This is a genomic window from Paraburkholderia fungorum, from assembly GCF_046026025.1.
Classification (GTDB): Bacteria; Pseudomonadota; Gammaproteobacteria; order Burkholderiales; family Burkholderiaceae; genus Paraburkholderia; species Paraburkholderia fungorum_E.
Map to the genome: position 1 here is coordinate 1 of NZ_JAQQFL010000025.1, position 26,938 is coordinate 26,938.

At 62.0% G+C, this 26,938-nt stretch carries 25 protein-coding genes; 17 read left to right on the top strand and 8 right to left on the bottom strand.

The features are described 5' to 3' along the window. Positions 1-81 precede the first annotated feature (81 nt). From PQR67_RS24570 to PQR67_RS24580, 3 genes are all read right to left on the bottom strand, one after another. A complete protein-coding gene (locus tag PQR67_RS24570) occupies positions 82-1,764 on the bottom strand; it encodes an arylsulfatase (RefSeq protein ID WP_408464977.1) in 1,683 nt (560 codons plus the stop codon). Between the two features lie 131 nt (positions 1,765-1,895). After that, a complete protein-coding gene (locus PQR67_RS24575) occupies positions 1,896-2,987 on the bottom strand; it encodes an HAD family hydrolase (RefSeq protein ID WP_408464979.1) in 1,092 nt (363 codons plus the stop codon). Positions 2,988-3,075: 88 nt separating this feature from the next. Then, entirely contained in the window at positions 3,076-4,197 is a 1,122-nt protein-coding gene (locus PQR67_RS24580; RefSeq protein ID WP_408464981.1) for a formylglycine-generating enzyme family protein, read from the bottom strand. 408 nt (positions 4,198-4,605) lie between these two features. Between PQR67_RS24580 and PQR67_RS24585 the strand changes: the two genes are divergently transcribed. From PQR67_RS24585 to PQR67_RS24615, 7 genes are all read left to right on the top strand, one after another. Further along, positions 4,606-5,565 (top strand): AAA family ATPase, encoded by a 960-nt coding sequence (locus PQR67_RS24585; RefSeq protein ID WP_408464983.1) that lies wholly within the window; start codon positions 4,606-4,608, stop codon positions 5,563-5,565. Positions 5,566-5,632: 67 nt separating this feature from the next. Further along, entirely contained in the window at positions 5,633-6,604 is a 972-nt protein-coding gene (locus tag PQR67_RS24590; protein ID WP_408464985.1) for a DUF58 domain-containing protein, read from the top strand. Next, positions 6,601-7,131, top strand: coding sequence for a DUF4381 domain-containing protein (locus tag PQR67_RS24595; RefSeq protein WP_408464987.1), 531 nt, complete (start codon positions 6,601-6,603; stop codon positions 7,129-7,131). The genes PQR67_RS24590 and PQR67_RS24595 overlap by 4 nt, the downstream gene beginning before the upstream one ends. Further along, positions 7,118-8,155: a vWA domain-containing protein gene (locus PQR67_RS24600; protein ID WP_408464989.1), complete on the top strand. Its 1,038-nt coding sequence runs from the start codon at positions 7,118-7,120 to the stop codon at positions 8,153-8,155. The genes PQR67_RS24595 and PQR67_RS24600 overlap by 14 nt, the downstream gene beginning before the upstream one ends. Beyond that, on the top strand, positions 8,145-9,737 hold the full coding sequence (locus PQR67_RS24605) for a vWA domain-containing protein (RefSeq protein ID WP_408464991.1): 1,593 nt from the start codon (positions 8,145-8,147) through the stop codon (positions 9,735-9,737). Before PQR67_RS24600 ends, PQR67_RS24605 begins: the two co-directional genes overlap by 11 nt. Continuing rightward, positions 9,734-11,083: a hypothetical protein gene (locus PQR67_RS24610; RefSeq protein WP_408464993.1), complete on the top strand. Its 1,350-nt coding sequence runs from the start codon at positions 9,734-9,736 to the stop codon at positions 11,081-11,083. The genes PQR67_RS24605 and PQR67_RS24610 overlap by 4 nt, the downstream gene beginning before the upstream one ends. A gap of 250 nt (positions 11,084-11,333) precedes the next feature. Further along, positions 11,334-12,125, top strand: coding sequence for an MHYT domain-containing protein (locus tag PQR67_RS24615; RefSeq protein ID WP_408464995.1), 792 nt, complete (start codon positions 11,334-11,336; stop codon positions 12,123-12,125). Between the two features lie 117 nt (positions 12,126-12,242). Here the strand turns inward: PQR67_RS24615 and PQR67_RS24620 are convergent, their stop codons facing one another. Then, complete coding sequence (locus tag PQR67_RS24620; protein WP_408464997.1) at positions 12,243-12,494, bottom strand: hypothetical protein; 252 nt, start codon at positions 12,492-12,494, stop codon at positions 12,243-12,245. 73 nt (positions 12,495-12,567) lie between these two features. Here PQR67_RS24620 and PQR67_RS24625 point away from each other — a divergent pair, with 73 nt between their 5' ends. Continuing rightward, on the top strand, positions 12,568-14,424 hold the full coding sequence (locus tag PQR67_RS24625; RefSeq protein WP_408464999.1) for an ABC transporter transmembrane domain-containing protein: 1,857 nt from the start codon (positions 12,568-12,570) through the stop codon (positions 14,422-14,424). 168 nt (positions 14,425-14,592) lie between these two features. Here the strand turns inward: PQR67_RS24625 and PQR67_RS24630 are convergent, their stop codons facing one another. The 4 genes from PQR67_RS24630 to PQR67_RS24645 all read right to left on the bottom strand — a co-directional run bounded on the left by PQR67_RS24630 (position 14,593) and on the right by PQR67_RS24645 (position 17,043). Beyond that, complete coding sequence (locus PQR67_RS24630) at positions 14,593-15,099, bottom strand: hypothetical protein (protein WP_408465001.1); 507 nt, start codon at positions 15,097-15,099, stop codon at positions 14,593-14,595. Between the two features lie 106 nt (positions 15,100-15,205). Continuing rightward, complete coding sequence (locus PQR67_RS24635) at positions 15,206-16,225, bottom strand: MerR family transcriptional regulator (protein WP_408465003.1); 1,020 nt, start codon at positions 16,223-16,225, stop codon at positions 15,206-15,208. Between the two features lie 123 nt (positions 16,226-16,348). Then, a complete protein-coding gene (gene copM / locus PQR67_RS24640; protein WP_408465005.1) occupies positions 16,349-16,747 on the bottom strand; it encodes a CopM family metallochaperone in 399 nt (132 codons plus the stop codon). Positions 16,748-16,845: 98 nt separating this feature from the next. After that, complete coding sequence (locus tag PQR67_RS24645; protein WP_408465007.1) at positions 16,846-17,043, bottom strand: heavy-metal-associated domain-containing protein; 198 nt, start codon at positions 17,041-17,043, stop codon at positions 16,846-16,848. A 711-nt stretch (positions 17,044-17,754) separates the two neighbouring features. Between PQR67_RS24645 and PQR67_RS24650 the strand changes: the two genes are divergently transcribed. The 9 genes from PQR67_RS24650 (at position 17,755) to kdpC (ending at position 26,918) form a co-directional block, all read left to right on the top strand. After that, a complete protein-coding gene (locus PQR67_RS24650; RefSeq protein WP_408465009.1) occupies positions 17,755-18,069 on the top strand; it encodes a hypothetical protein in 315 nt (104 codons plus the stop codon). Further along, positions 18,066-19,499 carry a TolC family protein gene (locus PQR67_RS24655; protein ID WP_408465011.1) on the top strand — a complete coding sequence of 478 codons (1,434 nt, stop codon included), beginning with the start codon at positions 18,066-18,068 and terminating at the stop codon, positions 19,497-19,499. The genes PQR67_RS24650 and PQR67_RS24655 overlap by 4 nt, the downstream gene beginning before the upstream one ends. 1 nt (position 19,500) lies before the next feature. Continuing rightward, complete coding sequence (locus tag PQR67_RS24660; RefSeq protein ID WP_408465013.1) at positions 19,501-20,793, top strand: multicopper oxidase family protein; 1,293 nt, start codon at positions 19,501-19,503, stop codon at positions 20,791-20,793. A 189-nt stretch (positions 20,794-20,982) separates the two neighbouring features. Beyond that, complete coding sequence (locus tag PQR67_RS24665) at positions 20,983-21,951, top strand: O-fucosyltransferase family protein (protein ID WP_408465015.1); 969 nt, start codon at positions 20,983-20,985, stop codon at positions 21,949-21,951. Between the two features lie 216 nt (positions 21,952-22,167). Next, on the top strand, positions 22,168-22,272 hold the full coding sequence (locus PQR67_RS24670; RefSeq protein ID WP_408465017.1) for a potassium ABC transporter ATPase: 105 nt from the start codon (positions 22,168-22,170) through the stop codon (positions 22,270-22,272). Then, positions 22,269-22,364, top strand: coding sequence for a K(+)-transporting ATPase subunit F (gene kdpF / locus PQR67_RS24675; protein WP_028193906.1), 96 nt, complete (start codon positions 22,269-22,271; stop codon positions 22,362-22,364). Before PQR67_RS24670 ends, kdpF begins: the two co-directional genes overlap by 4 nt. After that, on the top strand, positions 22,361-24,169 hold the full coding sequence (kdpA, locus tag PQR67_RS24680; RefSeq protein WP_408465019.1) for a potassium-transporting ATPase subunit KdpA: 1,809 nt from the start codon (positions 22,361-22,363) through the stop codon (positions 24,167-24,169). The genes kdpF and kdpA overlap by 4 nt, the downstream gene beginning before the upstream one ends. 13 nt (positions 24,170-24,182) lie before the next feature. Further along, positions 24,183-26,318, top strand: coding sequence for a potassium-transporting ATPase subunit KdpB (gene kdpB, locus PQR67_RS24685; RefSeq protein WP_408465021.1), 2,136 nt, complete (start codon positions 24,183-24,185; stop codon positions 26,316-26,318). An 18-nt stretch (positions 26,319-26,336) separates the two neighbouring features. Continuing rightward, on the top strand, positions 26,337-26,918 hold the full coding sequence (gene kdpC / locus PQR67_RS24690; protein WP_408465023.1) for a potassium-transporting ATPase subunit KdpC: 582 nt from the start codon (positions 26,337-26,339) through the stop codon (positions 26,916-26,918). Positions 26,919-26,938 lie beyond the last annotated feature (20 nt).

The following is a 26,938-nucleotide window of genomic DNA, read 5'->3' on the forward strand; positions in this document are numbered from 1 at the left end:
CGAGGGGGGTGGCGGTTTTGGGTAAGGTGGCGCCCGCCGCCGGGCGCGGGGGGCCGCAACTGTACAGAATCACACGACGTCTTACTCGAGTCCGCGCTTCTTGAAAGACTCGTCGATCTTCCTGTCGACTTGCCGGCGCACACCGTCCACGCTGAAGCTCGCGGGCCGCTGGCTCGGCGGATAGTCGACGAAGGTCTGCAGGAACGTCGACGCTTTCAGGGTGGCGATCCCGTTCAGATAGACATTCTTCGTGACCCAGTCGTTGTACTGATCCGAGGTGATGTCCGCCCGTTCATAAGGATCCATGCGCAGGTTGAACAGCTTCGGCAGACGCAGGCAGACAAGCGGGTCTTGCCAGATATTCAGGTTGCCTTTCGCGCGCTGCTCGCAGAACACCGCCTTCCAGGCATTGCCGTCCTGATCCCAGCGCATGGCCACCAGATCGCCGTCGTCGTCGAAGTAGTAGAACTCAGTGCGTGGATCCTTGGTCGTCTGTCCGGTCAGGAACGGTAGCTGGTTATATCCGTCGAGGTGATTCCTGAAACTCGCGCCGCCCGCTTTAGGCGCCCATCCCTTCAGGAGCCGGTCCTTGACGTTTGTGTCGCCGGCTGCAGCAAGCAGCGTCGGGAACCAGTCGAGCCCGGAAATCATTTCGTTGGACACTGCTCCCGGTTTGACATGCCCCGGCCATCGGATCATTGCCGGTACCCGGAACGCGCCTTCCCAGTTGGAGTCTTTTTCGCTGCGGAAGGGCGTAGTCGCCGCGTCCGGCCACGAGAACTGATTCGGCCCGTTGTCGGTCGTGTAGATCACGATGGTATTGTTCGCGATCTTCAGATCGTCCAGCAGTTTGAGCAGTTTGCCGACGTCCTGATCGTGCTCCCACATGCCGTCGGCGTACTCATTGCCGGGCATGCCGCTCTTGCCTCTGAATTCGGGCCGCACGTGCGTGAAGACGTGCATGCGCGTGTAGTTCATCCAGACGAAGAAGGGCGTGCCGGTCTTGGCCTGCTTGCGGATGAACTCTTCCGCGTGGGCACCGGTTTCGTCGTCGATGGTCTCCATGCGTTTGGCCGTGAGCGGCCCGGTGTCCTGCACCTTGCCGTCCGAGGTGCTGTGAATCACCCCGCGTGGCGAGAAGTTCTTCACATAGGGGTCGTTCTTGTCCTTCGGCCAGTACGGGCGTTCGGGTTCTTCTTCGGCGTTCAGGTGATACAGGTTGCCGTAGAACTCGTCGAAACCGTGATTGGTCGGCAGGTACTCGTTCTTGTCGCCAAGGTGATTCTTGCCGAATTGGCCGGTTGCGTAGCCGAGCGGCTTGAGCGCCTGGGCAATCGTTATGTCGGTCTTCTGCAGGCCGACCGGTGCGCCAGGCGCGCCGACCTTGGAAAGCCCGGTACGCAACGGCGTCTGTCCGGTGATGAAGGACGAACGCCCCGCCGTACAGCTGTTCTCAGCGTAGTAGTCCGTAAAGATCATCCCTTCGCTGGCAACCCGATCGATGTTCGGCGTCTTGTAGCCCACCACACCACGCGTATACGCACTGATATTCGCCTGCCCGATATCGTCGCCGAAAATCACGAGGATGTTGGGTTTCGCCGAAGTCTTGGCGGCCGGTGGCGGCGCGCTCGTCGCCGCGGGTTTGGCCGGCGCTGGCGTTTGCGCGGGCGCGTTGATGGATGGAAGAAGCAATGCAGCGAACGCGGCAAGTGCGACGACTGTCGCCCCGGCTGCATAGCGCCCCTTTCGCAGGAACTTTCTCATCGTGTCGCTCCAATGGAGTTGACTTCGGTTCACCCGTTACGCGTTCCTTGCGCGCGGGGTTGCCTCGTAGCGGCCGCAATCTGCACGCGGCTCGCGTTTTCTTATGCTCTCTCGCGTCCTCTCGCGTTTGCTTATTGCTTCGGTGCGGGATAGATGCTTTGCCAGTCGTCCTTCATGCTGACCACGGTCCAGCCGTCGGCAATGGCTTCGTCCCATGCCTTGTCGAGCTTGCCGATCTTCGAGGTGCGGTCGTATGCGAATTCGCGCACGGCGTCGTCGTGATGCACCAGCAGGGCGAGGTGCGGGCCGCTGCCGGACGCGGTGTACTGCAGCATTTGCAGATCGCCGTCTGAATTGCCGAACGCGAGAATGGGCTTGCGGCCAATGCTCCGATAGATGCCGACCGGTTTGCCTGGACCGTCGTCGACGAAATCGATTTTCGGCTGGCGCACCAGCGTGCCTTGACCGTCACGCATCTGGTACTGCACGACCTGGCTTGAGCCGATCACCTGCTCGGGCGGAATGCCATACGCCTTCTCGACCCAGGGCCGCATGAATTCGATGGTGCCGCCCGACACGATGAAAGTCTTGAAGCCGTTGGCGCGCAGATAGGCGAGCAGTTCCAGTTGCGGTTGATAGACGAGTTCGGTGTAAGGGCGGTTGAATTTCGGATGCCGGGCGCTGGCCAGCCAGTTGCGGATCGTCTTGTCGTACTCGTCCACGGTCATGCCGCTATTGGCAAGCGCGACCAGTTGCAGCACCTGCTTCTGCTGGCTCGCCAATGCGGGGTAGTCTTTGGCGACCAGCGCCTTGAAGGCCGGATTGTTCTTCCACTCGGGATGCTTCGGCGCCGCCGCTTTCACCTGGTCGAGCATGAAGGCGAACTGGAAATAGAGCGGCTGCTCGCTCCATAGCGTGCCGTCGTTATCGAACACGGCAATGCGCTTATCAGGCGAAACGTAATTCGGCGAACCTTCACGGGTGACGTCGGCGACGAACTTCTGGATCGTTTGTTTGGCCGCGCCGTCACGCCACGATGGCAGCGCGGCACTGGAACTGACGGCCGCAGGCGATGCTGCGTTCGTGCCACCCGGCGTCGTGCAACCGGCGGCGCCTAGCGCGACACCGAGCGTGACGAGAGCAACGCCGAACGCCGACCTGAGCGTTGGGCGAAATGACCTCCTGACATGTTGCGGCCTCCTCGATCGACAGTTCAACTGCATCCGACCTCCATTCCGTTTGCACAATTCCACGACCCGCGAGCGACGGCGCGCGGAGGAAAACGCGTAAAACTCAAAGGGGTAGAGTGTTCTAACTTCCGTCAGCGCCCACGGCACGGGCCGACGCCTGACGGGCAAGCGGTTGCTTCCAGGTGTCTTCGTCCATCACGAGCCGGAAGCCGAGATGCGACATGCTGTTATACGGGTCGGTGCCGCGCCGGGCGCTCGGACGATAGCTCAGGCAATAGGTTTCATTGCAGAGGAACGAGCCGCCGCGCGTCACGCGCTTGGGAGCATTGACGGGGACGCCCTGATCGGCCGGATCCCATGAATCGCGCGGGCCGGCCGGGTTGTCGATCGTGCTGGTGCTCACCGCTTCGCGCCGGAACTGATCGGCGCGATACCAGTCGGCCACCCACTGCCAGGCGTTGCCGGTCATGTCGGAGAGGCCGTAGCCGTTCGCCGGAAAGGTGCCCACCGGGCTCGTGCCGAGTGCGCCGCCCGCCTTGGGGCTGACCACCGGGAATGACTGCACCTGCTGGCCCTGCCAGACGTTGGCCATCTGCTTGCCATCCGGCGCGAACTGATTGCCCCAGGCGTAGGTGGCCTGTTCGAGTCCGCCGCGCGCGGCGAACTCCCATTCGGCTTCAGTGGGCAGGCGCTTGCCGACCCATTTCGCATAGGCCTGCGCATCTTCGTAGGAAACCTGAACAACCGGGTGATCGTCTTTGCCGATGATGTTGCTATCCGGCCCGGTGGGGTGACGCCAGTTCGCGCCGGGCACATAGCGCCACCACTGCGAATAGTCTTCGAGCGGCACCGGATGATTCGTGCCGACGAATACCATTGCGCCCGCAACCATTGCACTGTCAGACGGACGTGGCGTGCCGGGTGGCAATTGCACCTTCAAGGTATCCCAATCGGGTTTCTTCTCGGCAGTCGTGACGTAGCCGGTCGCGTCTACGAATTTACGGAACTCGGCATTGGTGACGTGATGACGGTCCATCCAGAAACCGTGCACGCGCACCTTGTGGGCGGGGCGTTCGTTGGGCTGCGCCTGTTTCGAGTCGCTGCCCATCAGGAATGGTCCGCCGGGAACCCATGCCATGCCGAGCGGGCCATGGGTTCCGTCGCCATAGACAACTTGCGGATGAGCTTGATTATGCGAAGTGACGGCCCAACTGACCGCTGCACCGACGCATGCAGGAAGCATGACGAGAAGCCCGCCCCACAGGAGTAGTTTGCGATAGCGCGCAGCGCGCACCGGGTTCGCGGGAGGCGTGCCTGTAGAGCGGGCAGCGGTTACCGTGCCTCGTTTTCCTGAACTCATCATCCCTTCTCTCTCAGGGTGAAGCGGCTGGCCCTTTATCAAACGCGGCCAGTTCTCATTGGCACTGAAGAAGCTTAGCGATACGGAATAACGATTGGCACCGGTAACCAATGCACCGGATGAAGCTTAACAAAACGTAAGACGCAGGCTAACAATTTTTCAGGCACATATCACGCTTTTTTTTGTAGGCACGAAACTTTGACGGAATGATGCTCGTGCATTAACGTGTCTGGCGGCACGTATTGATACCCAAGTTGTTCCACCAGCAAAAGATCGGGGAAATCGAGAGCCATGCGCGAAACTGTCTTGCGCTTTGAATCGAGCGTCAACGAAGCCATAGTAGGTCAGCAAGCGGTGGTCCGGCAGGTATTGATCGCACTGCTGGCCGACGGCCACGTGTTGCTCGAGAGTCTGCCTGGACTTGCCAAAACGCGTACCGTCAAAGCGATTGCCACGCGTCTGGCGGCTACCATGAGCCGCATTCAGTTCACTCCCGATCTGTTGCCATCCGACATCACTGGCGCCGAAACACTGCTGCAAAGCGGCACGGAACGCACGCTCAGTTTTCAGCCTGGCCCGATCTTCGGCAATCTGATTCTTGCGGATGAAATTAACCGCGCGCCGGCAAAGGTTCAATCCGCGTTATTGGAGGCAATGGAGGAAAGGCAGATATCGGTGGCGGGAAAAACCCATCGAATGGCGGATCTGTTTCTTGTCATGGCCACACAGAATCCGATCGAACAGGAAGGCACTTATCCATTGCCTGAAGCGCAAATGGACCGGTTTCTTTTTAAGGTGCTAATTACCTATCCGTCGCCATCAAGCGAGACCGACATGTTGCGGCTACTCCGGCGCGAAAGCGGCAATGTCGCCGCCGCGCCCAATGTTCTCGCGCAAGATGTCATTTTCGCGGTACGTGAAGAAATCAGGCAGATCGCGGTTGCGCCGGCGATAGACGACTACATCGTGTCGCTCGTCAACGCCACGCGGCATGCCACGGAACTCGACGCCGATCTGGGCAAATGGATCGAAATCGGTGCGAGCCCGCGCGGTTCGATCGGCCTCGACCGTGCGAGCCGTGTGCAGGCCTGGCTGCAGGACCGCACATTCGTCACGCCCGACGACGTGCGCGCCGTTATTCATCCGGTACTGCGGCATAGGCTGATCCTGTCTTATGACGCCAATGCGGAGAACGTCGGCGCAGACGCGGTGATCGACCGGTTGATCGAAAAGGTCGCCGTGCCGGCCTGACGCATGACGCGTGGCGTCTGGCGCAACAAGCATCGTCCCATCGACGCGAGGAATCGCCGTGGCCTTGATGTCCGAATCTGCAAACGCTGCAACATCAGCCGATGGCCGCGTCTATATCGACGCAGCGCATCTGGCGAAGCTCCAGTTTCATGCTCGCGGGCTGAGCTTTATCGCGCCCGCGCCGGTATCGAGTGTGCTGTCGGGCAGTCACGCGTCGCGCTTGCGCGGGCGCGGGCTCAATTTCGAAGAGATTCGCGCCTACCTGCCCGGTGACGATATCCGTCATATCGACTGGAAGGTTTCGTTGCGTCTCGGCAAGCCGCAGATTCGCGCCTATACCGAAGAGCGTGACCGGCCGCTGCTGGTGGTCGTCGATCAACGTATGAGTATGTTTTTTGGCTCGCGCCGCGCGTTCAAGTCGGTGGTGGCCGCGGAAGTGGCGGCGCTTGCCGTGTGGATGGGCTTCACTGCCGGCGACCGGGTCGGCGGCGTGCTGTTCAACGATAGCCGGATCGTGCGGGTGAAGCCGTTGCGCAGCCATAGCCGGATCAATGTTCTGTTCGGAGCGCTCGCCACGATGAACCGCGCGCTGCATGCCGATAGCGAAGCGCGCACCGACTACGCTCAACTGAACGCCGCGCTCGAAGGCGTGCTTCAGTTAGCCGGTCACGACTACCTTATTTGCGTCGTCAGCGACTTTGCCGGCGCGAATGAGCGCACGCAGCGGCTGCTGCGGCAACTGTCGGTGCACAACGACGTTGTTGCGGCAATGGTCTTCGATCCGTTATGGCAGCGTATGCCTGAGCATCGTGCGCTGGTGGTCAGCGAAGGGCATTTGCAGGTGGAACTGCGTATCGAGCAGGAGCGGGTTCGTGCGCCGCTGTCGAGCCTGTTCAATGGCCGCACCGCCGAAGTGGCGGAGTTGCTGCGTTCGAGCGGTGTACCGCTGATGGCCCTCTCGACGGCGGAGCCGGCGGTCGATCAGGTGCGGCGCCTGTTCGGCCAGCGCGCGCGTGCTGCCACGGGGAGCGGTCTATGAGCGCCGCGTCGCTCGTTCCACCTGACTCGTCAGGACAACTCAAGCCGTTGCAGGAATTGCCGCTGCCGGAAACGGTGTCGTACGCGCCGCACACCATCGGCTGGGTGTTCGTTGCCGTCGTGCTGCTGGCGGCACTCGGCGTCGCGCTCTGGTTTGGCTGGCGCCGTCACGAGAAGCAGCGCTACCGGCGAGTCGCCCTCAGCGAGCTGGCGAGCATCGAAGCCAGTCTCGCGTCGACCCACGCGGATCGCGAACAGCGCGCGAACGCGCTTGCCGCGATACCGCGCCTGATCAAGCGGACCGCGCTTGCGGTCGCGCCGCGCGAGCAGGTTGCCGCGCTGACCGGTGGCGAATGGCTCGCGTTTTTGCAACGCACGCACGGCCGCTTCGACGCCGGCAGCGGGGCGCTCCTCGAGCTGGCGAGCTATGCGCCGCCCGACGTGGTTGCCGGAATCTCCGAGGGCGACGCGGCAACGCTTATCAGCCATACACGCGACTGGATCGAACATCATCATGTGGAAGTTTGATGTCCCGTGGCTGTTCGCGCTGCTGCCGCTGCCTCTTCTCGTGTGGTGGCTGGTGCCGGCATACCGCACCCGCGCCTCCGCGGTGCGCGTGCCGTTCTTTCATGAAATGGCGGAGGCCGCCGGCGAGAAGCCGGCACCCGGTGGCGTGCGGCTGCGCCGTAACGGGTTGCAACGTCTGCTCATGCCGTTGCTGTGGACGTTGCTGGTGATCGCCGCGGCAAAGCCCGTCTATGTCGAAGCACCGATCGTGCGCGAAGAACCCGCGCGCGATCTGATGCTCGCCATCGACCTGTCGGGTTCGATGGCGACGCGCGATTTCGTCGATGCCACCGGCGCCCGGATGGACCGCTTCACTGCGGTCAAGCGCGTGGTGGCCGATTTCATCGCGAAGCGCAAGGGCGATCGCCTCGGCCTTGTCGTGTTTGGCGACGCTGCCTATCCGCAGGCGCCGCTCACGCTCGATCACGACGCTGTGCAGATTCTGCTCGACCAGATGCAGATCGGCATGGCGGGGCCACGCACCGCCATTGGCGATGCGATCGGTCTGACAGTCAAGCTGATGGAGAACTCGCCCGCGCAGGAGAAGGTGTTGATCCTGCTAACCGACGGCAACGACACCAGCAGCGCCATTCCGCCAGAACGCGCCGCGGAGATAGCCAGAGACCACAAGTTAGTGATCCATACGATTGGAATTGGCGATCCGGATACGACAGGCGAAGACAAGGTCGATCTCGATGCGCTCGCCCGCATTTCGAACGTCACCGGAGGCCGTGCGTTTCGCGCGCTTGGCCGCCAACAGGATCTGGCCGACGTCTACGCCACACTCGACAAACTCACGCCCGAGAAAGTGAAGCGCGAAATCTACCGGCCGCAGCGCGATTTCTACTGGGTGCCGGCGGCACTGGCGGTGGCGATTTTCGCGCTGTATCACGTGCTGGCGCTACTGATTGCGATGCTGCGCGCGCCGCGTCGTGAGCCACCGCCGGAGCGCGTGAGCCTCCCGGAGGTTCGTCGTGGAAATTGATCTGACGGCTTTCCATTTTGTGCGGCCGGGATGGTTGCTGCTGCTGATTCCCGCCGTGCTGTTACCGCTCGTCTGGTTCCGCCGCAACAGCGTGCGTGCGCGTTGGCACAACGTTATCGATCCGGTGCTGCTGGAACATCTGATTGTCGGCGACACAAAGCGCCGCGTGATTCAACCGGTTCACACGCTTGGTTTGCTGCTGGCCATCGGCGCGCTTGCCGCCGCGGGGCCGACCTGGCAGCAGGAGCGCCCGCCGTTCAATCAGGACAAGGCGCCGCTCGTCGTCGTACTCGAACTCGCGCATTCAATGGACGCAACCGACGTCGCGCCCACGCGGCTCGAGCGCGCCAAACAGAAAGTGCTCGATCTGGCGAGGGCGCGTAAAGGCGCGCGCACCGGTCTGGTGGTGTTCGCGGCAACGGGCCATCTCGTTGTGCCACCCACCGAGGACCCGGCCATGCTCGACCTCTATGTGCCGGCGCTGTCGCCTTCGCTGATGCCACGCGACGGCAAGAACGCGACGGCCGGACTCGACGCGGCCGAGCGGCTTCTGGCCAAGGATCCCACCGCGGGCACGATCGTCTTCATGAGCGACGGCTTCGATACGAATCAGACCGACGCGTTCGTGCAGAAGGCTAAAACACTCCGCCATCAACTGCTATGGCTGGCGGTCGGCACGGCAAACGGCGGCCCGATACGCGGCCCCGACGGCATGATTGCGATGGACCCCGAAGGCCACCCGCTAATGGGCACCTTCGACGCCGATGCGATCCGCAAGGTCGCGGATGAAGCCGGTATTCCGCTCGCCAGCATGCGTGTGGACGACGATGACGTAGTGTGGGTCCAGCATCGCGCGCAGGCCTATCTCGCGCAAGTGGAGGAGTCGAAGATCGTGCCGCACTGGAAAGAAACGGGCTACTGGCTCGTCGTGCCATTGCTGCTGCTCGCGTTGTGGAGTTTCCGGCGCGGCTGGAGCGTCAAGTGGCTTCCCGTGGTGTTGATCTCACTCGCTTTCGGCGCCGTTCCTCGTCATGCTCAGGCTGCCGAATGGCGCTGGGTCGATCTGTTCGCGACGCACGATCAGCAGGGCCGCTGGAATTTCGACCATGGCGACTACAAGGCCGCCGCGCAACGCTTCGACGATTCGATGTGGAAGGGGCGTGCGCAATATCTCGCGGGCGACTATGCCGGCGCCCTTGAGAGTTTTTCGCGTCTGAAGACACCACAAGCGTATTTCTACATGGGCAACACGCTCGCGCATCTCGACGACTACCCTGCTGCGATCAAGGCGTACAACAACGCCCTCCAGCTTCAGCCCACGCTGCGCGAAGCCGCGACCAATCGCGCCTTCCTGCAGCGCCTGCTCGCAAAAGACGAGCAGGATGAAATGGACCCGGAAGAGGACCCGCCCGATCAGGTGCAGACCGACAAGAAGAAAGGGCGGGGCACATCGACCGTGATCGAGGGGGCGCCGCGTCCGAGTGAAGAACTATGGATGCGCAATCTGAATACGTCGCCCGCAGTTTTTTTGCAGCAGCGCTTTGAATCCGAATCCGCTGCAAAGGGAGCGGGCACGCCATGACAGCGTTTTTCCGGCGGCTTCTGCTCGTCATCGTGTGGCTCGGCGCGGCCTGCGTTTCAACCACGGCTCTCGCCGATCCCGCACCGCGGACCCTGGTTCGCGCGCATCTCGAACCTGCCGGCCCGGTTGTCGCGGGCAGCGAGGTCAAGCTGGTCGTCGATCTGCTGACGACCGCCTGGTTTACCGAGGCGCCGAACTGGCCGCTCTTCACCGTCGCGGATGCGATCGTGAGTCTGCCGGACGAGCAGGCCGACAACCTTTCCGAGGACATCGACGGCGTGCGCTGGTTCGGCGTGAGCCGGGCGTATCGCATTGCACCGCAGGCGGGCAAGACTTATGACATTCCGCCTTTTGCCATCACCGTCTACCCAGGCGGTATGACGACGTCGGTGCAGCTCATGACTCCCGCGCTGAAACTCGTGGCGACCTTGCCACCGGGCGCGCAGGGCATGACCGTGTTCTTTCCGACCACGAAGCTCACGGTTACGCAGAAAATCGAACCGTCGACGCAACAGCTTCGGATAGGCGACTCGATCACGCGCACCATTACGCAAAGCGCAGCGGGCACCGAGTCGATGCTGATTCCGCCGGTGAGTCTGGGTGAGGTCGACGGATTGAAGCGTTACGCCAGATCGCCCACCACGCGCAACGTCGTGCAGGACCGGGTGGGGCTGGTCGCGGGAGAGCGAATCGACAGCGTGACCTACATCGCCGATCACAGCGGCCGGTTCAAGCTGCCGCCCGTGACGATCGAATGGTGGAACACAAAGACGCAAAAGAAAGAGACGATCGAGTTGCCGGGGGTGATGTTTTCCGCGTCCAGCGCGCACGAGAAACCCCTCTTCGAAATCCCCGCCGATGTGATGAGCCAGGGCCTGTCGCACCGGATCATTGTGATTCACAGCGGGCAATTGATCGCCGGCTGTGCGATCGCGTTGGGGCTTTTCCTGGTGGTGTGGGCACGTGGGGGCATCGTCCTGTTCCTGCGGCGCGCAAAGCATCGGTTAAGCGACGCGCGAAAGCGATGGCTCGAAAGCGACGCGGTAATGTGGCGCAGGTTGTGCGCGGTGGCGCGCAAGGGCGAATGGCGGCTGACCATTCCGGCCTTGTATGGCTGGATGGACCGGAACGGGGACTTCGGCCATCCAGCGCGGCTGGAAAACCTTCCTCGCGCGGATGAGCCAAAAGTAGCGGAACTGGCCGACGCGGTGACCGTGCATTATGCCGGCGGCATCGCGGGCGGGTTTCGCTGGAAGGATACGGAATTGCCACTGCGACGCGTTTGGAAAAAGAAAAAATTGCAGCAGCAGGAAAGTGCGCCGCTTCCGCCACTCAACGAGTATTAGGCAATAGAAACAGGAAATAGAAATCCGTCTCGAGCGATTGTGCTCACGGAAGCGCACGAGGCGCGTTTAGAATACGCCAAAGCAATACGTCAAAGCCGGGGGGATTCGGCGGCGCAAAGAAATCCAGAACGCATTCATCACCGCACAGGCCAGTGCGATATATAGAGAGCAGTTGTTCGTCGGCGAGGAAGCCGTGCGAGGCTGTTAATAACCGGTAATCGAGCTTTCATTAAGGAGCCGCCGACCCATCATGCAGAGCCACTACAACCTGGGGCTAGTCGCCGTTTCGCTTATCGTCGCGACGCTTGCTTCCTTCACCGCCATTGATCTTGCCGACCGGCTTTCCCTGCTGACCTACGCGCGTGCCCGGCACATATGGCTGGCGGCCGGCGCGCTGGTGATGGGCATCGGCATCTGGTCGATGCACTTCATCGGGATGCTCTCGTTCTCTCTAAGCATTCCGATTGGCTACGATTTCGCCATCACCTGTTATTCGCTCGTTATCGCGGTAGTCGTCTCCGGGTTTGCGTTGCATGTCGTCACGCAGGAGCGTCTGAAGCTGTCCCATTTGCTCGTCGGTGGGGTCCTGATGGGTTTCGGGATCGCCGGCATGCACTACATGGGGATGGCGGCGATGCTGATGAGCCCCTCGATTCGCTATGAGCCCAGTATCTTCGTTGCGTCGATTGTCATTGCAATCGCTGCCTCCACGGTCGCGCTGTGGGTCGCGCACACGCTGCGCGGCGTGGATCAGCACCATGTAATGCGCAAGCGCGTTGCTGCGGCCTGCGTGATGGGTATTGCGATCACGGGTATGCACTACACCGGCATGGCCGCGGCAAATTTTCCCGTTGGCTCGGTGTGCGGCGCGGCGAACGGCGTCAAGCCTCAGTGGCTTGCTGCCGCCGTCATTCCGTTCGCGTTCGCGATTCTCCTCGTGACGCTGCTGCTTTCCCGTCTCGATGCCAGAGCTGATTTTCTCGCCAATTCGGTCGCCCGGCTCAACGAGCAGATCGATCGCCTGCGAGGCCCGATACCTTGAGCGGTCTGCGCCAATCGCGCAACCTCGACGCAACGGCCTGACGCAGCGCGTCAATTTCAACGTGCTGCCAGGCTGCGCGCCACTCCCCCTGGAAACAGCCGGCGCTAACCTCGCCGTCTAGCGGCGGCCGCTGCGGCCCCACACGTAGCGCACCCAACGCTGCCAACGGCTGCGCTGCGGTGCGATGGCGTTATGCGCTGCCTGCTCTTCGCGGTCGCGCTCGACGCTCTTGTGCACCTGTTCGTGGATTTGACGCAGCGTCATGCCGCCGGGGCCTTTCAGTTTGTCGGGATCGGCGTCGTCTGTCATGGGAATGGCCTCGTCCGGGTGAGTCGATTCGATCTTGAACCAGATGGATAGTCGCGGCAAGCACGTTCGAGCCGCCTTCGAATCCGCAGGACTGGCACAATCTGGGTGACCTTCGATTCGCTTGGGAATCTTCATGCCAGACGCTGTCCTGCCTTCCTCATTGTCACCGCCTTCACCGCCTTCACCGTCTTCGTCCCCCTCACGGCGTATTGGCCCTCTGTTCGCCCTGTTTCCCTTCCTGCGGCCCTATGCCGGCCGCTGGGCGCTCGCGTTCCTTGCGCTGGTGACGTCGGCGGGCGCCACACTCGTGTTGCCGGTGGCTTTCAAATACCTGATCGATCGTGGCTTCGCGGGCGGCGACCGGGCGCACATCGATCGCTATTTCCTTGCGCTCTTTGTTGTTTCGCTGGTACTGGCCGGCGCCACGGCGGCGCGCTTTTACCTCGTGTCATGGCTGGGCGAGCGGGTCACGGCGGACTTGCGGCGTGCGGTTTACAACCACGTGCTGGGCATGAGTCCGCAGTTCTTCGAGACCACGCAGACCGGCGAGGTGCTGTCACGACTCACCGCGGACACCACCTTGATCCAGGCGGTGGTGGGCACCAGCCTGTCACTGGGATTGCGCAACTTCTTCCTGTTGACCGGCGGCCTGACGATGCTGGCGGTGACGAGTCCGGTCTTGTCCGGCTACATCATCGCGACGCTGGTGGTGGTGGTTGCACCGATCGTGATCTTCGGCCGGCGCGTGCGGCGGCTCTCGCGCGCGAGCCAGGACAAGATCGCGAACACGAGCGCGCTGGCGGGCGAGGTGCTCAATGCCATGCCGACTGTGCAATCGTATACGCAGGAGCCCTTCGAGACGCGGCGCTTTGCCGGCGCGGTGGAAGCCGCCTTCGAGACCGCGCTCACGCGCATTCGCGCACGCGCGTGGCTGACCGCCGTGGTGATCGTGCTGGTGTTCACCGCTATCGTGTTCGTGCTGTGGCTTGGCGCGCAGGCGGTGCTGGCCGGGCGGATGACGGCGGGCCAGTTGTCCCAGTTCATCCTTTACGCGGTGTTCACGGCAGGCGCCGTGGGAGCGGTTGCCGAGGTATGGGGCGATCTGCAGCGCGCCGCCGGCGCCACCGAGCGCTTGTTGCAATTGCTGGCGGCGCGCTCGCCGGTGCAGGAGGCCGACACCACGGTTGCGCTGCCGGCGCGCGGCGAGGGTATCCGCTTCGATAACGTCAGTTTTTCGTATCCATCGCGCCCTGGCATCGCCGCGCTTTCCGCACTGTCTCTCGATGTTCGTCCTGGTGAACATGTCGCCCTGGTCGGTCCGTCCGGCGCGGGTAAGACGACGCTGTTTCAGTTGCTGCTGCGCTTTTACGATCCGCAGTCCGGCTGCATTCTGATTAACGGCGTTGCGACGCGCGATGTGCCGCTCGTCGAATTGCGCAAAGAAATCGGCGTGGTGCTGCAGGAGTCGGTGATTTTTTCGGGGAGCGTGCTCGACAACATTCGCTACGGCGCGCCGGAAGCCACGTTGGTGCAAGTACAACAAGCTGCCGATATGGCCGCCGCCGCCGGCTTTATTGAAGAATTGCCGCAAGGCTACGACACTTTTCTCGGCGAGCGTGGTGTTCGGTTGTCCGGTGGACAACGCCAACGCATTGCGATCGCTCGTGCGATCCTGAAGAATCCGCCCATCCTGCTACTGGACGAAGCGACCAGCGCGCTCGATGCAGCCAGCGAACGGCTAGTGCAAAAGGCGCTGGACAATGCCGCGCAAAATCGCACAACGCTCGTCATCGCGCACCGTCTCGCGACCGTGCAACAGGCCGATCGCATTGTCGTGCTGGAACACGGCCGCATTGTGGCGCAGGGCCGGCATGCTGAACTTCTACTGAGCTCGCCGCTTTATGCCCAGCTTGCTGCGTTGCAGTTCGGCGAGCCGTCGGGGCAGGCGGCGCAGCGAGGTGCGGTGAGCGATCCTGTTGGGTCTGCTTGAAGAGCTTGAAACGGGCTGCCAGGGTCGTGTCGAGGAATTTCCGCTCTGCCCGTTCAAGCGGTTCGTCTACGCCGCGATTTTTCCCACGACAGAACCTGCAGCGCCGGTGCGCAATACGCTAACGGCGGCCTCACGCTTGCGGACGGACGATACCAACACAACAGGCGCCTATTTTTTCGTCGCTGCCTGGAGTGAAGGAAATTGACTCGTGTCGTTAATATCGAGTGCCTTGGCAGGTTTGGCCGGACCGGCTATCCGTTCCAACGCTGTTTTGGAAAGCCCGTACCAGGTCTTTCCGTCAGAGACCCAGGTGCCTCCTTTTTTATTTTTCGCTGGCACGAACACCATGTTCGTGCTGGAGGATAGCCACGTGCAACAATTGGCGCAAGGCTGCCACAGTAGCACCCCGCCGTCGCTGGTAGCCGCGGAAAACTTGATGTTCGTCCAAACCACTGCCTGCGTTTTGGGACGTTGACTGAGCACTTGAGACAGAGCGTGGGCCTCGGCACAAGCGAAGGCGCTTCGGGGAGGGAATACGACATTCACCCCCGCCATGTAGTTGAAGAGACCTATGGAAGCCAGTTTGATCGGGGTGGAGACGTCAACTGCATTTCGATCTGCCGCATTGGCACCTTCGGCGCTCAGATCGCCGTAATGGCAAGTCACTGTTGGCATGGTTCGCCTCCATATAGTGACTTGCACTTTATCGGGCTAACGTTCCCCAACCGTTCCCGTCGCCCGCCACAACCGGACAGGCTGGGCGGGGCGGGTGATTCCGGCATTACTGCGGCTGTGCGATCTCCAGCGCATCGCGAATATAGGCCAGCATGTCCTGGTCGACGCCCGTGCCCGCCAGTATCGCGGGTTCGTTATCGTAGGCGGCGCGCAGTTTGCGGTGGGTCTCCGGGTTCGTGCCGACATAGTCGTTGAACAGATTCATCCAGCGCCGCGCGAGCTTTTGAACCGATGAGTCTTCGACGGTTTTGCCGCTCTCCATGGCGCGCCGGATTTCCGCGACGAGGCCCGGCCATTCGGAAACGTAACGCTCGTCGCCGTCACGCATGCGTTGCAGTTCCAGTGGCGACAGGTATTTCGCGTAGAGCGCGAATTTCGAGTGCCTGATCGCGCGTGTCATGTAGACCATCAGTTCGGTCGTGATACCGCTCTTCACCTGCAGCGACGGTTCATTGCGATGCATGGTGTCGAGCTTCGAAAGCAGGCCAGGATCGCCGCCAGTGTAATCGGCCACCAGCGACATCCAGCACCCGGCCAACGCCTGGGCTTCCTTACTTTCGACGGGAATGTCGCGATCCATCAGCGCATGCACCGCCTGAATCAATGCCGGCCAATCGGCCGCTCCGGCGCTCTTGTTCGAACGAAGCTGGTTCTGCTCTTCCTGGGTAAGATATTTATCTTGCATGGTCATCAACTCCAAGGTGGTTAGCCAGTCGGCAAGATCGGGTTCTTCTCCCGTCATCAACTGTCCGCGCAAACGATGAAGCCTGTCGCGCAGGTCGGTTGCCCGATCGATCTGTCGAGTGAGCGCTGCGATCTGCTGCTCGACAACCGAAGCGAGGGAGGAGTCCGGTCTGGCCAGCAAGGCCCCAATGTCGGCCAACGACATGTCCAGCCGCCGCATCGCCTGAATCTGGTGCAGCCTGGCGATGTCGTCGCGGTTGTAGAGCCGGTAGCCGGCATCGGAGCGGGCAGAAGGCGTGAGCAAGCCGATGGCGTCGTAGTGATGAAGCGTGCGCACCGTAATGCCGGATCGCCTGGCTAGTTCACCTACTTTCAGCAGCATCGAAATCGCTCCTTTCTTCATGCCTGCGTGGAGACTAAAACCTGACGTTGCGTGAGGGTCAAGCACGGCGTCATAAGGTCAAAGCATTGACGCTATGACGTGCCGTTTGTCGCTTGTCACGTGTTACTTGTCGCCGTGCTTCGCCTGCCAGCGCTGCATGAACGCGATCTCGTCGTGTTGCGCCTTGATGATGTTTCGGGCCAGGCGTTTCAAGTCGGGATCCTTGCCGTACTTCAGTTCCACCCGCGCCATTTCGACCGCGCCTTGATGATGCGGAATCATGTGGGCGACGAAGTCCTTGTCGGCATTGCCAGTGTAGGTCGGCGCGTCCATGGCCTGCATCATTTTCTCGTCGGCGTCCTTGAATGCCTGAGTCGATGCGCTCGACCCGGCGTCCGCTGAGCCGGACATGTCCATGCCGGGCATCGATGCAGCCTGCTGGGCGTGGACGGGAGCGGCCGCAACGGCAAACGCAATGCCGCTGAAAAGGCACAGGGCACGGAATGCACGAAGGTTTTTCATATTGGGTTTTCCGTTAGGGACAAAGTAATATCAGACGACCATGATGCTGCGAACCGGGCGCCACGCGCAACGCACGGACATAGCCCGGTGCGATCTGTTCATCCCTTGAGCGAAGGATGAAAGCCCGCCGCCTCGATTACCTCGATAACGCTTTGCGGCGGCAATGTCGACGCGACCTTCACGATTTTAACGGCGACATCGACATCGAGTGTCGCCGCGGGATCGAGGCCGGTTACTGCACGGGCAATGGCATTGGCGCAGCCGCCGCATGACATATCCGGGATTTCGAATTCCATTTCCTGCCTCCAGTGAGAAATCAGAACCCGAGCTTGGACCTTCCCATGGAGGGAAGGTCAAGCGTATTTGTCCATCTTCATGCTGTCGCCGGCCGTGACTCTCCCCCGGGGTTAAAAAACGGCTCAGGCCGATCCGGTTGCCGCCTTACAATCTTCTTAAATCGCGTGCTAGACTCCGTACCCATGTCTTACTGGCGCAAACTCTTCCTTGTCGTGCTGCTCGTGCTGAGCCTTCCGGTTCAGTCGTTCGCGGCCGTCTCCATGAAATGCGAGTCCTCGCAGATCGGTGGGGAAGGGGTGCCCATGCACCATCAGAAAGCGGATGAGACGACTCCCCCGCATTCTGCGATGATGATGATGGCCGATAGCGCCCACGACGATGCCGCTTACCAAGCCCAAGCCCAAGCCCCGAGCCACAGTCACACGGGTGGTGCGCATCATGCTCACGCCTGCTCGACTTGCGCGTCCTGCTGTTTCGGCGGTGGCTTGCCGGCCGATCCGCTAGCGTCGATATCTGCCGCCGTTGTCCATTTCGCTGTGCCTCTTCCTCCTACCGCCCGCGTCGCGTCATTTCTGACCGACGGCATCGAACGACCTCCCCGAATCTCTCTCGTCTAGTTCCTTCGCAGCGTGATGCTGCGATGTTCAATTTCGCCTTGATGGCCGCACGTTGCACGTCGGCCGTCCGGGCGGCATACGACGAGAAAATCAATGCGAACGTTTATTGCGGCGCTGCTCGGCGCGACGGCAGTATTGCCGGCGCTCGGGCACGCCACGTCCACACGTCCTGACCCGGCGGACGCCGCGGCTTCGGTTCCGGCGGTGAATGTGCCGTCTGTCTTCGCGGACTATCGGCCTTACCGGGAACAGAAAGCGCCCGGCTGGCAAGCACTCAATCGCGCGGTGGCGAGTCCATCCGGCGAGTCTGGCATGCATCACGGTTCAATGCGCTCAGGGGGTGACGACACCAGCGACACCGCCGATGACAATGAGCACGGCGCCCATCACGAGGGGCCGGCGAAATGAGGCGAACGCTCTTTCCCACTGGCCGCGTTATCGCCGCCGTCACCGTGGCGGCGCTCCTTACCGGCTGCACGACGTTTTCGAAGGACGGTGGCTTCGACACCGTTTCCAGCACCGCATCGCAGCGCCTTGGAAAAGACGCCGTGCGGGTGAGGACGGACGAAGACCGCAGCGCCGTGGCCCAACGCACGCAGGAACTGCTGTCCCGGCCACTTGGCATGGACGACGCGATCCAGATCGCGCTGTTGAATAACCGTGGCTTGCAAGCCTCGTACAGCGAACTCGGCATTGCCGAGGCGGACCTGGTGCAGGCGGGACGGCTGCCTAATCCGGGCTTCACATTCAGCCGTACGCACGGCGGCAACGATCTGAGTATCAGTCGCACGTTCACGCTTGGCTTGCTGAGTGTGCTGACGCTGCCGCTGGCGACACGCATCGAAAGCAGCCGTTTCGAGCAGACCCGCTTGCTCGCGGCGGATGCCATGCTCAAGGTCGCCGCCGACGCGCGCCGCGCCTACATCGGCGCTGTCGCGGCGGCGCAATCCGCTTCTTACGCGGAGCAGGTGAAGGACTCGGCGCAAGCCGGCGCCGAACTCGCGTTGCGCATGCAGCAGGCCGGCAACTTCAGCAAGCTCGACTACGCGCGTGAACAGGCCTTCTACGCGGAAGCGGTGGCGCAACTGGCGAAAGCGCGGCAGCAGTCCGTATCCGCACGGGAAAAACTCACTCGCACGATGGGCCTATGGGGCTCGCAAGCACAGTACGACCTCCCCGAGCGTTTGCCCGACTTGCCTGCAACCCGGCCCGAGTTGCCGGACCTCGAGCGCTTCGCGATGCAGAATCGGCTGGACATCCAGGCCGCGAAACTGCAAACGCAAAGCGTTGCAAGTTCTCTGGGCTTAAGCCAGGCAACGCGATTCGTGAATGCGCTGGATGTCGGGTATCAGAACAATTTCACGACCTCCGACGGTCGCGAACAGGGCTACGAGATCAGCGTCGAGATTCCGGTTTTCGACTGGGGCGCCTCGAAAGTGGCGCGCGCCGAAGCGATCTATCTGCAGTCGGCGAATCGCGTCGCCGAGACCGCGATCAACGCGCGCTCAGAGGTGCGCGAATCGTATTCGGCCTATGTGAGCGACTACGACGTGGCGAAACACTATCGCGACGAAGTGGTGCCGATCCGCAAAACCATTTCCGATGAACTGCTGCTTCGCTATAACGGCATGCTCGCGAACGTATTCGAACTGCTCGCCGATTCGCGCGACCAGATCGGCGCAGTGAACAGCGCGATCGACGCGCTCAAGGACTTCTGGCTCGCACAGACCGATCTGCAGCAGGCGCTTGGCGGCCGTCTGCCGCTGGGCGCAACCGCCACAGTTCCACTCGCATCCATCGCGCCACAAGCGCCATCCACCGATTCTGAAGGGCAATGACATGGTGTCTCGTCGAAATTTTCTCAGCGGCTCAGGCGCCGCAATGTTGGGCGCTGCATGGGTCAGCAAGGCTGGCGCCGCGTCATTGCCCGAGGCGCCCACGATGGCCGCGGCCACGATGCAGCCACCGCTCGCACCACCGAATGGCCGGCCGTATACGTCCGTCGCCACGTTGAACGGCTGGTCGTTGCCGTGGCGCATGAAGAACGGCTGGAAAGAGTTTCATCTGATTGCCGAACCGGTGGTGCGCGAACTGGCGCCTGGCATGAGCGCGCATCTGTGGGGCTATAACGGTCAGGCGCCGGGGCCGACTATCGAGGCTGTCGAAGGCGACAAGGTCCGCATTTTCGTGACCAACAAGTTGCCGGAGCACACCACGGTTCACTGGCACGGCATGCTGCTGCCGTGCGGCATGGATGGCGTGGGTGGTCTCACGCAACCGCACATTCCGCCGGGCAAGACCTTTGTCTATGAGTTCCAGCTGGAGAAACACGGCACCTTCATGTATCACCCGCACGCCGACGAGATGGTGCAGATGGCCATGGGCATGATGGGCACTTTCATCGTCCATCCGAAAGACCCGGGCGTCATGCGGGTGGATCGCGACTTCGTGTTCATCATGTCCGCGTACGACATCGATCCGGGCAGTTTCACGCCACGCGTGAACGAGATGACCGACTTCAACATGTGGACGTGGAATGCACGCGTTTTTCCGGGCATTGACACGTTGCCGGTGCGTGCCGGCGATCGCGTGCGCATCCGCGTCGGCAATCTCACGATGACCAATCACCCGATCCATCTGCATGGCTACCAGTTCGAAGTGGTGGGGACGGACGGCGGATGGATTCCGCCTTCCGCGCGCTGGCCCGAAGTGACCGCGGACGTCGCCGTCGGCCAGATGCGCGCCATCGAGTTCACGGCGAACCGGCCCGGCGACTGGGCGTTTCATTGCCACAAGTCCCATCACACGATGAATGCGATGGGGCACCAGGTACCGAATCTGATCGGCGTGCCGCAGCGGGACCTGGCGAAGCGGATCAACAAGCTGGTGCCCGATTACATGGAGATGGGCAGCACGGGCGGCTCGATGGGCGGAATGGAAATGCCGCTCCCCGACAACACGCTGCCGATGATGACAGGCACGGGGCCGTTCGGCGCGCTGGAAATGGGGGGCATGTTCAGCGTCGTGAAAGTGCGGGAGGGGCTGGGGCGCAACGACTATCGGGACCCGGGGTGGTTCAGGCATCCGAAAGGAACCGTTGCGTACGAATACACCGGCGAGCTGCCGGGTTGAACGCGCGGTGCGGTGCGCCGATCCAGGGAAAACCTTACCGATTCTTTGTGCGCTAGCTCACTAAGATGAGCCGAACTTGACGTGACTGAACTTCTTGAAATGCTATTCTGGGCCGTCCCTTCCTTCGCAGCAAATAGCGGTGCGAGGTCCGTGCCATTTCAAAGAATACCTAATTAATTAGGAGTCGGCATGTTGAGAAAGGTGGTCGATCGGGCAAAGCAAATCCGACGCAGCGAAGGGTTCAAGCATTCCGTGGCCATGCCGCGCCGGATTTCACTTCATGCGAAACAGCGTTTGAACAGGGGTGTTTTTTCCATCGAGATTCAGGAGAACTCCGGGTTTTTCTCCGTGATGCAGATGGTTCTGTTTATTCTGATGTATTGCGACGAAAAATGCCTCACGCCGTGCATTAGCGCGCGCGGTGGGCTGTATGGCGACGCCGAGGGAAAACTGGACTGGTTCCCGGTTTTCTTCGACGCGGTGCACCCCACCTCGGGCGCCGCGGTCACCCATAAGGTGAGGACGTCGACCGTTCGCGATCTGGTCCATCTGGGTTTTCGTGAGCGCTATGAGTGCCGGCTTCAACTCAGAAGCGCGAGCGAACTCTTCTTCGCGTACTATCGGCCGGCCGCGCATATCTTCGAAGAAGTCGATGCAATCTGCCGGACGCTCGGGCTCGGCGCGTCGACCCTTGGCGCGCATTTCAGAGGCACTGATAAAACGCTGGAAGCCGTGCCGGTTTCATGGGGAAGCTTCTGCCGGCAGGTGGAATCCACGCTCGCGGAAAACCCGCACCTCACTCATCTTTTCATCTCGAGCGACGAACAGGCATTTATCGATTTTTTTGTCGCGTGGCCGTTCGGCAAACCGGTTACGGTTGCTCCGGCAAAACACCTTGCCTGTGGCAGCACGCCCGTTCACTTCAGCGGCTATCCTGGACTCGAAATCGGCCGCGAGGCGCTGGTTTCGTGCCTGCTTCTCGCCAATTGCGGGTTCCTCGTGAAGACACCGTCTTACCTGTCCGCATGGTCGAAGATCTTCAATCCCGCCCTTCCGGTGAAGCTCGTCTCGCCGCCGCGTCCGGACGCATTCTGGTTTCCCGATAGCCGGCTCTGGCTCGAACAGGCTGCGCACGATAAGGCGGCGCAAGCGGCATAAGCGGCTTGAGTTGCTTGATCTCTGAAAACACCGCCTGATTTCAAACGGCAGTACGAAGGTCTGAGCGTTCCCCAACAGGACCGTGCCGCGACGCCGGCGCGGCGGTTTCTCTCTGCGCGCCCATTGTGTTTACGAAACACCGCGAAGTATTAACGCTGTGTTTACACGGATTTTCCTAAATTTCATGGTGCAGGCATCCCTCGTGGAGACCAGACCATGGATCTGCTTTACCTCATCGCAATCGTTGCGTTCAGCGGTATCGTCGCGGCCTTCGTGATTGGCTGCGACAAGCTGCGCCGCGCGCCCGGAGGCCGTCCATGACCACCTGGATGACCTGGCTCGCAGCGGCCTCGACGCTGATTCTGTTCGCTTACCTCGTGTATGCGTTGCTGCGCGCGGAGGCTCTCGAATGAACTTCAACAACCTGTTTCAGCCCGGCCTGTTCATCGTCGTGCTGATCGCGCTCGCCATCCCGCTCGGCCGTTACATGACCGGCGTGGTGGACGGTTCCTCGGTAGTCGTGCGCAGGATAGGGCGGCCGATCGAAACCGCGCTCTACAAGCTCGCCGGGGTCGACCCCAGCGCCGAAATGTCGTGGAAGCACTACGCGCTGGCCGTGCTGGCGTTCAATGCCCTCGGTGTGTTCGCGGTGTATGGATTCCTGCGTCTGCAGCAATGGCTGCCCGCGAATCCGCAGGGCTTCGGACCGATGACGCCCGACGCCGCTTTCAACACGGCGATCAGCTTCGTGACCAACACGAACTGGCAGGACTACACGCCGGAATCGACCGTCAGCTATCTGACGCAGATGGCGGCGTTGACGGTGCAAAACTTCCTGTCGGCCGCCACCGGCATTGCGGTCGTGGTCGCGTTGATTCGCGGTTTCGCACGTCATACGGCGGCGACGATCGGCAATTTCTGGGTCGATCTGACGCGTATCACGCTGTATATCCTCGCGCCGCTCGCAACGGTGATCTCGCTTGTCCTGATCGGCCAGGGCGTGCTTCAGAACTTCAAGTCCTACGAAGATGTGCCGACGCTGCAGGTGACGACGTATCAAACGCCGAAGACCGACGCTCAGGGCAATCCCGTCAAGGACGCCAAGGGCAATCCGGTGATGGTGGACAACAAGGCCGACAAGCAGACCATCGCGATGGGGCCGGTTGCGTCGCAGGAAGCGATCAAGATGCTCGGCACCAACGGCGGCGGCTTTTTCAACGCCAATTCCGCGCATCCGTATGAGAACCCCACACCCTTCGCCAACTTTGTTCAGATGGTCGCGATGCTGGTTATCCCGGCTGCCTTGTGCGTGGTGTTCGGCCGGATGGTGGGCGATCAGCGCCAGGGCTATGCGGTGCTGGCGGCGATGACGATCGCTTTCGCGGTGGCGTGCTGGGGCGAGATTGCGGCGGAACAGAGCGGCAATCCGCTATATGCGTCGCTGCGCGTCGATCAAACGGCATCGGCCACGCAGCCCGGCGGCAACATGGAAGGCAAGGAAACCCGCTTCGGCATCGCGCAATCCGGCATCTTTACGGTGGCGACCACCGCCGCATCGTGCGGCGCCGTCAACAACGCGCACGATTCGCTGACGCCGATGGGCGGCTTCGTTCCGCTCCTCCTGATCGAACTCGGCGAGGTGATCTTTGGCGGCGTCGGCTCGGGCTTGTACGGCATGCTCGTGTTCGCTTTGCTCGCGGTGTTCGTGGCCGGCCTGATGATCGGGCGGACGCCGGAATACATCGGCAAGAAGATCGAGTCGTACGAGATGAAGATGGTGTCGATTGCCGTGCTGCTCACGCCGCTGCTCGTGCTGGTCGGTGCATCGATCGCCGTGCTGACGGCCGCCGGCGTAGCGGGCATCGCCAATCCGGGCGCGCATGGATTCTCCGAAATTCTCTACGCCTACAGTTCGGCCGCCAATAACAACGGCAGTGCGTTCGCCGGTCTCTCGGTCAATACGCCGTTCTACAACGGCACGCTGGCCGTCGCCATGTGGTTCGGCCGCTTCGGCTCGATCGTGCCGGTGCTGGCGATCGCCGGATCGCTGGCCGCCAAAAAACGCATCTCCGCGACGGCCGGCACGCTGCCGACGCACGGCCCGTTGTTCGTCGTGCTGCTGCTCGGCACCGTGGTGCTGGTGGGCGCGTTGACGTACGTGCCGGCGCTGGCGCTCGGCCCGGTCGTGGAACATCTGATCATGGTCGCGGGACATTGAGTGAGAGGACAGCATGACTAACGGACTCCAACCGCCGGTTCATCAGCCGGGCAACATCGGTCAGGCACGCAACGCCGCGCGCTCGATGTTCGACCCGGCCATTGCCCGGCCGGCGCTCGTCGATTCGTTCAGGAAGCTCGCGCCACGCCATCAGTTGCGTAACCCGGTGATGTTCTGCGTGTACGTCGGCAGCATTCTGACCACCATTCTGTGGATCGCCGCGCTCGGCGGCCAGGCCGAGGCGCCCGCCGGTTTCATTCTCGCGATCGCGCTCTGGTTGTGGTTTACCGTGCTGTTCGCGAACTTCGCGGAGGCGCTCGCCGAGGGCCGCTCGAAGGCGCAAGCGGCATCGCTGCGCGGCGCGAAGCACAACGTGATGGCGAAGAAACTGCAGGAGGCGCATCCCAAGTCGCCGATCCGCATCACGACCGCGACCGAGTTGCGTAAAGGCGATGTCGTGCTGGTCGAAACCGGCGACGTGATTCCGGCTGACGGCGAGGTTCTCGAAGGTGTCGCCTCGGTCGACGAATCGGCGATCACGGGTGAGTCCGCGCCGGTGATCCGCGAATCGGGCGGCGATTTTTCGTCGGTGACGGGCGGCACGCGCGTGCTGTCGGACTGGATCGTCGTGCGCGTCACCGTGAATCCGGGCGAGGCCTTCCTCGACCGGATGATCGCGATGGTGGAAGGCGCGAAGCGTCAAAAGACGCCGAATGAGATCGCCCTGACGATCCTGCTGGTCGCGCTGACGCTCGTGCTGCTGTTCGCGACCGCGACACTGCTGCCGTTCTCGATGTTCTCGGTCGAAGCTGCGAAAGCAGGGCACGTCGTTACGATTACCGCGCTGGTCGCGTTGCTGGTGTGTCTGATTCCGACCACCATCGGCGGGCTGTTGTCGGCGATCGGTGTGGCCGGCATGAGCCGCATGATGCAGGCGAACGTGATCGCCACCTCGGGCCGCGCCGTGGAAGCGGCTGGCGACGTCGACGTGCTGTTGCTCGACAAGACCGGCACGATCACACTCGGCAATCGCCAGGCCTCGGCTTTCACGCCGGCGCCGGGCGTCACGGAGGAACAACTCGCCGACGCGGCGCAACTGTCCTCACTCGCGGACGAAACACCGGAAGGGCGCAGCATCGTCGTGCTGGCGAAGCAACGCTTCAATATTCGCGAACGCGACATGCACGCCTTGCAGGCGACCTTCCTGGCCTTTAGCGCACAGTCGCGCATGAGCGGCGTCGATCTCCCTGAGCGGGAGATTCGCAAGGGCGCATCCGAAGCGATCAAACATTATGTCGAGGCGCGTGGCGGCCGGTTCCCCGCGGAACTGATGGCCGCGGTGTCGGAAATCGCGCGGCGCGGCAGCACCCCGCTGGTGGTCGCGCAACATGACCGCGGCGAGGGCGCCGCGCGCTGCCTGGGCGTGATCGAGTTGAAGGACATCGTCAAGGGCGGCATCAAGGAACGTTTCGCCGAACTGCGCAAGATGGGCATCAAGACCATCATGGTGACGGGCGACAACCGGCTCACGGCCGCAGCGATTGCAGCCGAAGCCGGCGTCGACGATTTCCTCGCCGAAGTCACGCCGGAAGCGAAGCTCGCCACGATCCGCGCGCATCAGTCCGAAGGACGGTTGGTCGCGATGACCGGCGACGGTACCAACGACGCCCCGGCGCTCGCGCAGGCGGACGTGGCGGTGGCGATGAACACTGGCACGCAGGCCGCGAAAGAAGCCGGCAACATGGTCGACCTCGATTCGAATCCGACCAAACTGATCGAGATCGTCGAGATCGGCAAGCAGATGCTGATGACGCGTGGTTCGCTCACCACGTTCTCGATTGCCAACGACGTCGCCAAATACTTCGCGATCATCCCGGCGGCGTTCGCGACGACTTATCCGCAACTGCGTGTGCTTGACGTGATGCATCTGAGCTCGCCCTCGTCGGCCATTCTGTCGGCGGTGATTTTCAATGCGCTGATTATCGTGGCGCTGATCCCGCTCGCGCTCAAGGGGGTGAGGTACCGGCCACTGGGCGCGGCGTCGCTGTTGCGCCGCAATCTGTTGATCTATGGGCTGGGCGGAATATTGCTGCCGTTCCCGTTCATCAAGCTGATCGATATGGTGCTGAACGTGTTCGGCTGGGTTTGACCCAATAGAGTGAACATCATGAAAACGCTGCTACGCCCGCTCATTGTCCTATTCATCCTGTTGACCGTGATCACCGGGGTGATCTATCCGATCGTTGTCACCGCAATCGGTCATACGGCCTTCGAGCGCCAGGCGAACGGCAGTCTGCTCGAGAAGAACGGCAAGGCGGTCGGCTCCGCGCTGATCGGCCAGCAGTTCGACGCGCCGTACTATTTCTGGGGACGCCTGTCGGCCACGACGCCGCAACCCTATAACGCGCAGAACTCGGGTGGCTCGAACCTCGGCCCGACCAACCCCGCGCTCGCCGATGAAATCAAAGGCCGTCTCGATGCATTGAAGGCAGCGGGTAACGATATGTCGCAACCGGTGCCGGTGGATCTCGTGACGTCGTCGGGCAGCGGGCTCGATCCGGAGATCAGTCCCGCGGCGGCGGCCTATCAGGCAGCGCGCGTGGCGAAGGCGCGCGGCCTGCCGGTCGATCAGGTGAACGATCTGGTTGCGCACAACACCTCGGGGCGGCAGTTCGGCCTTTTCGGCGAGGCACGCGTAAACGTGCTGAAGCTCAACCTGGCGTTGGACGATCTCAAGCCGATGCATTAACCCGTTGCCTGTTGCTGGTG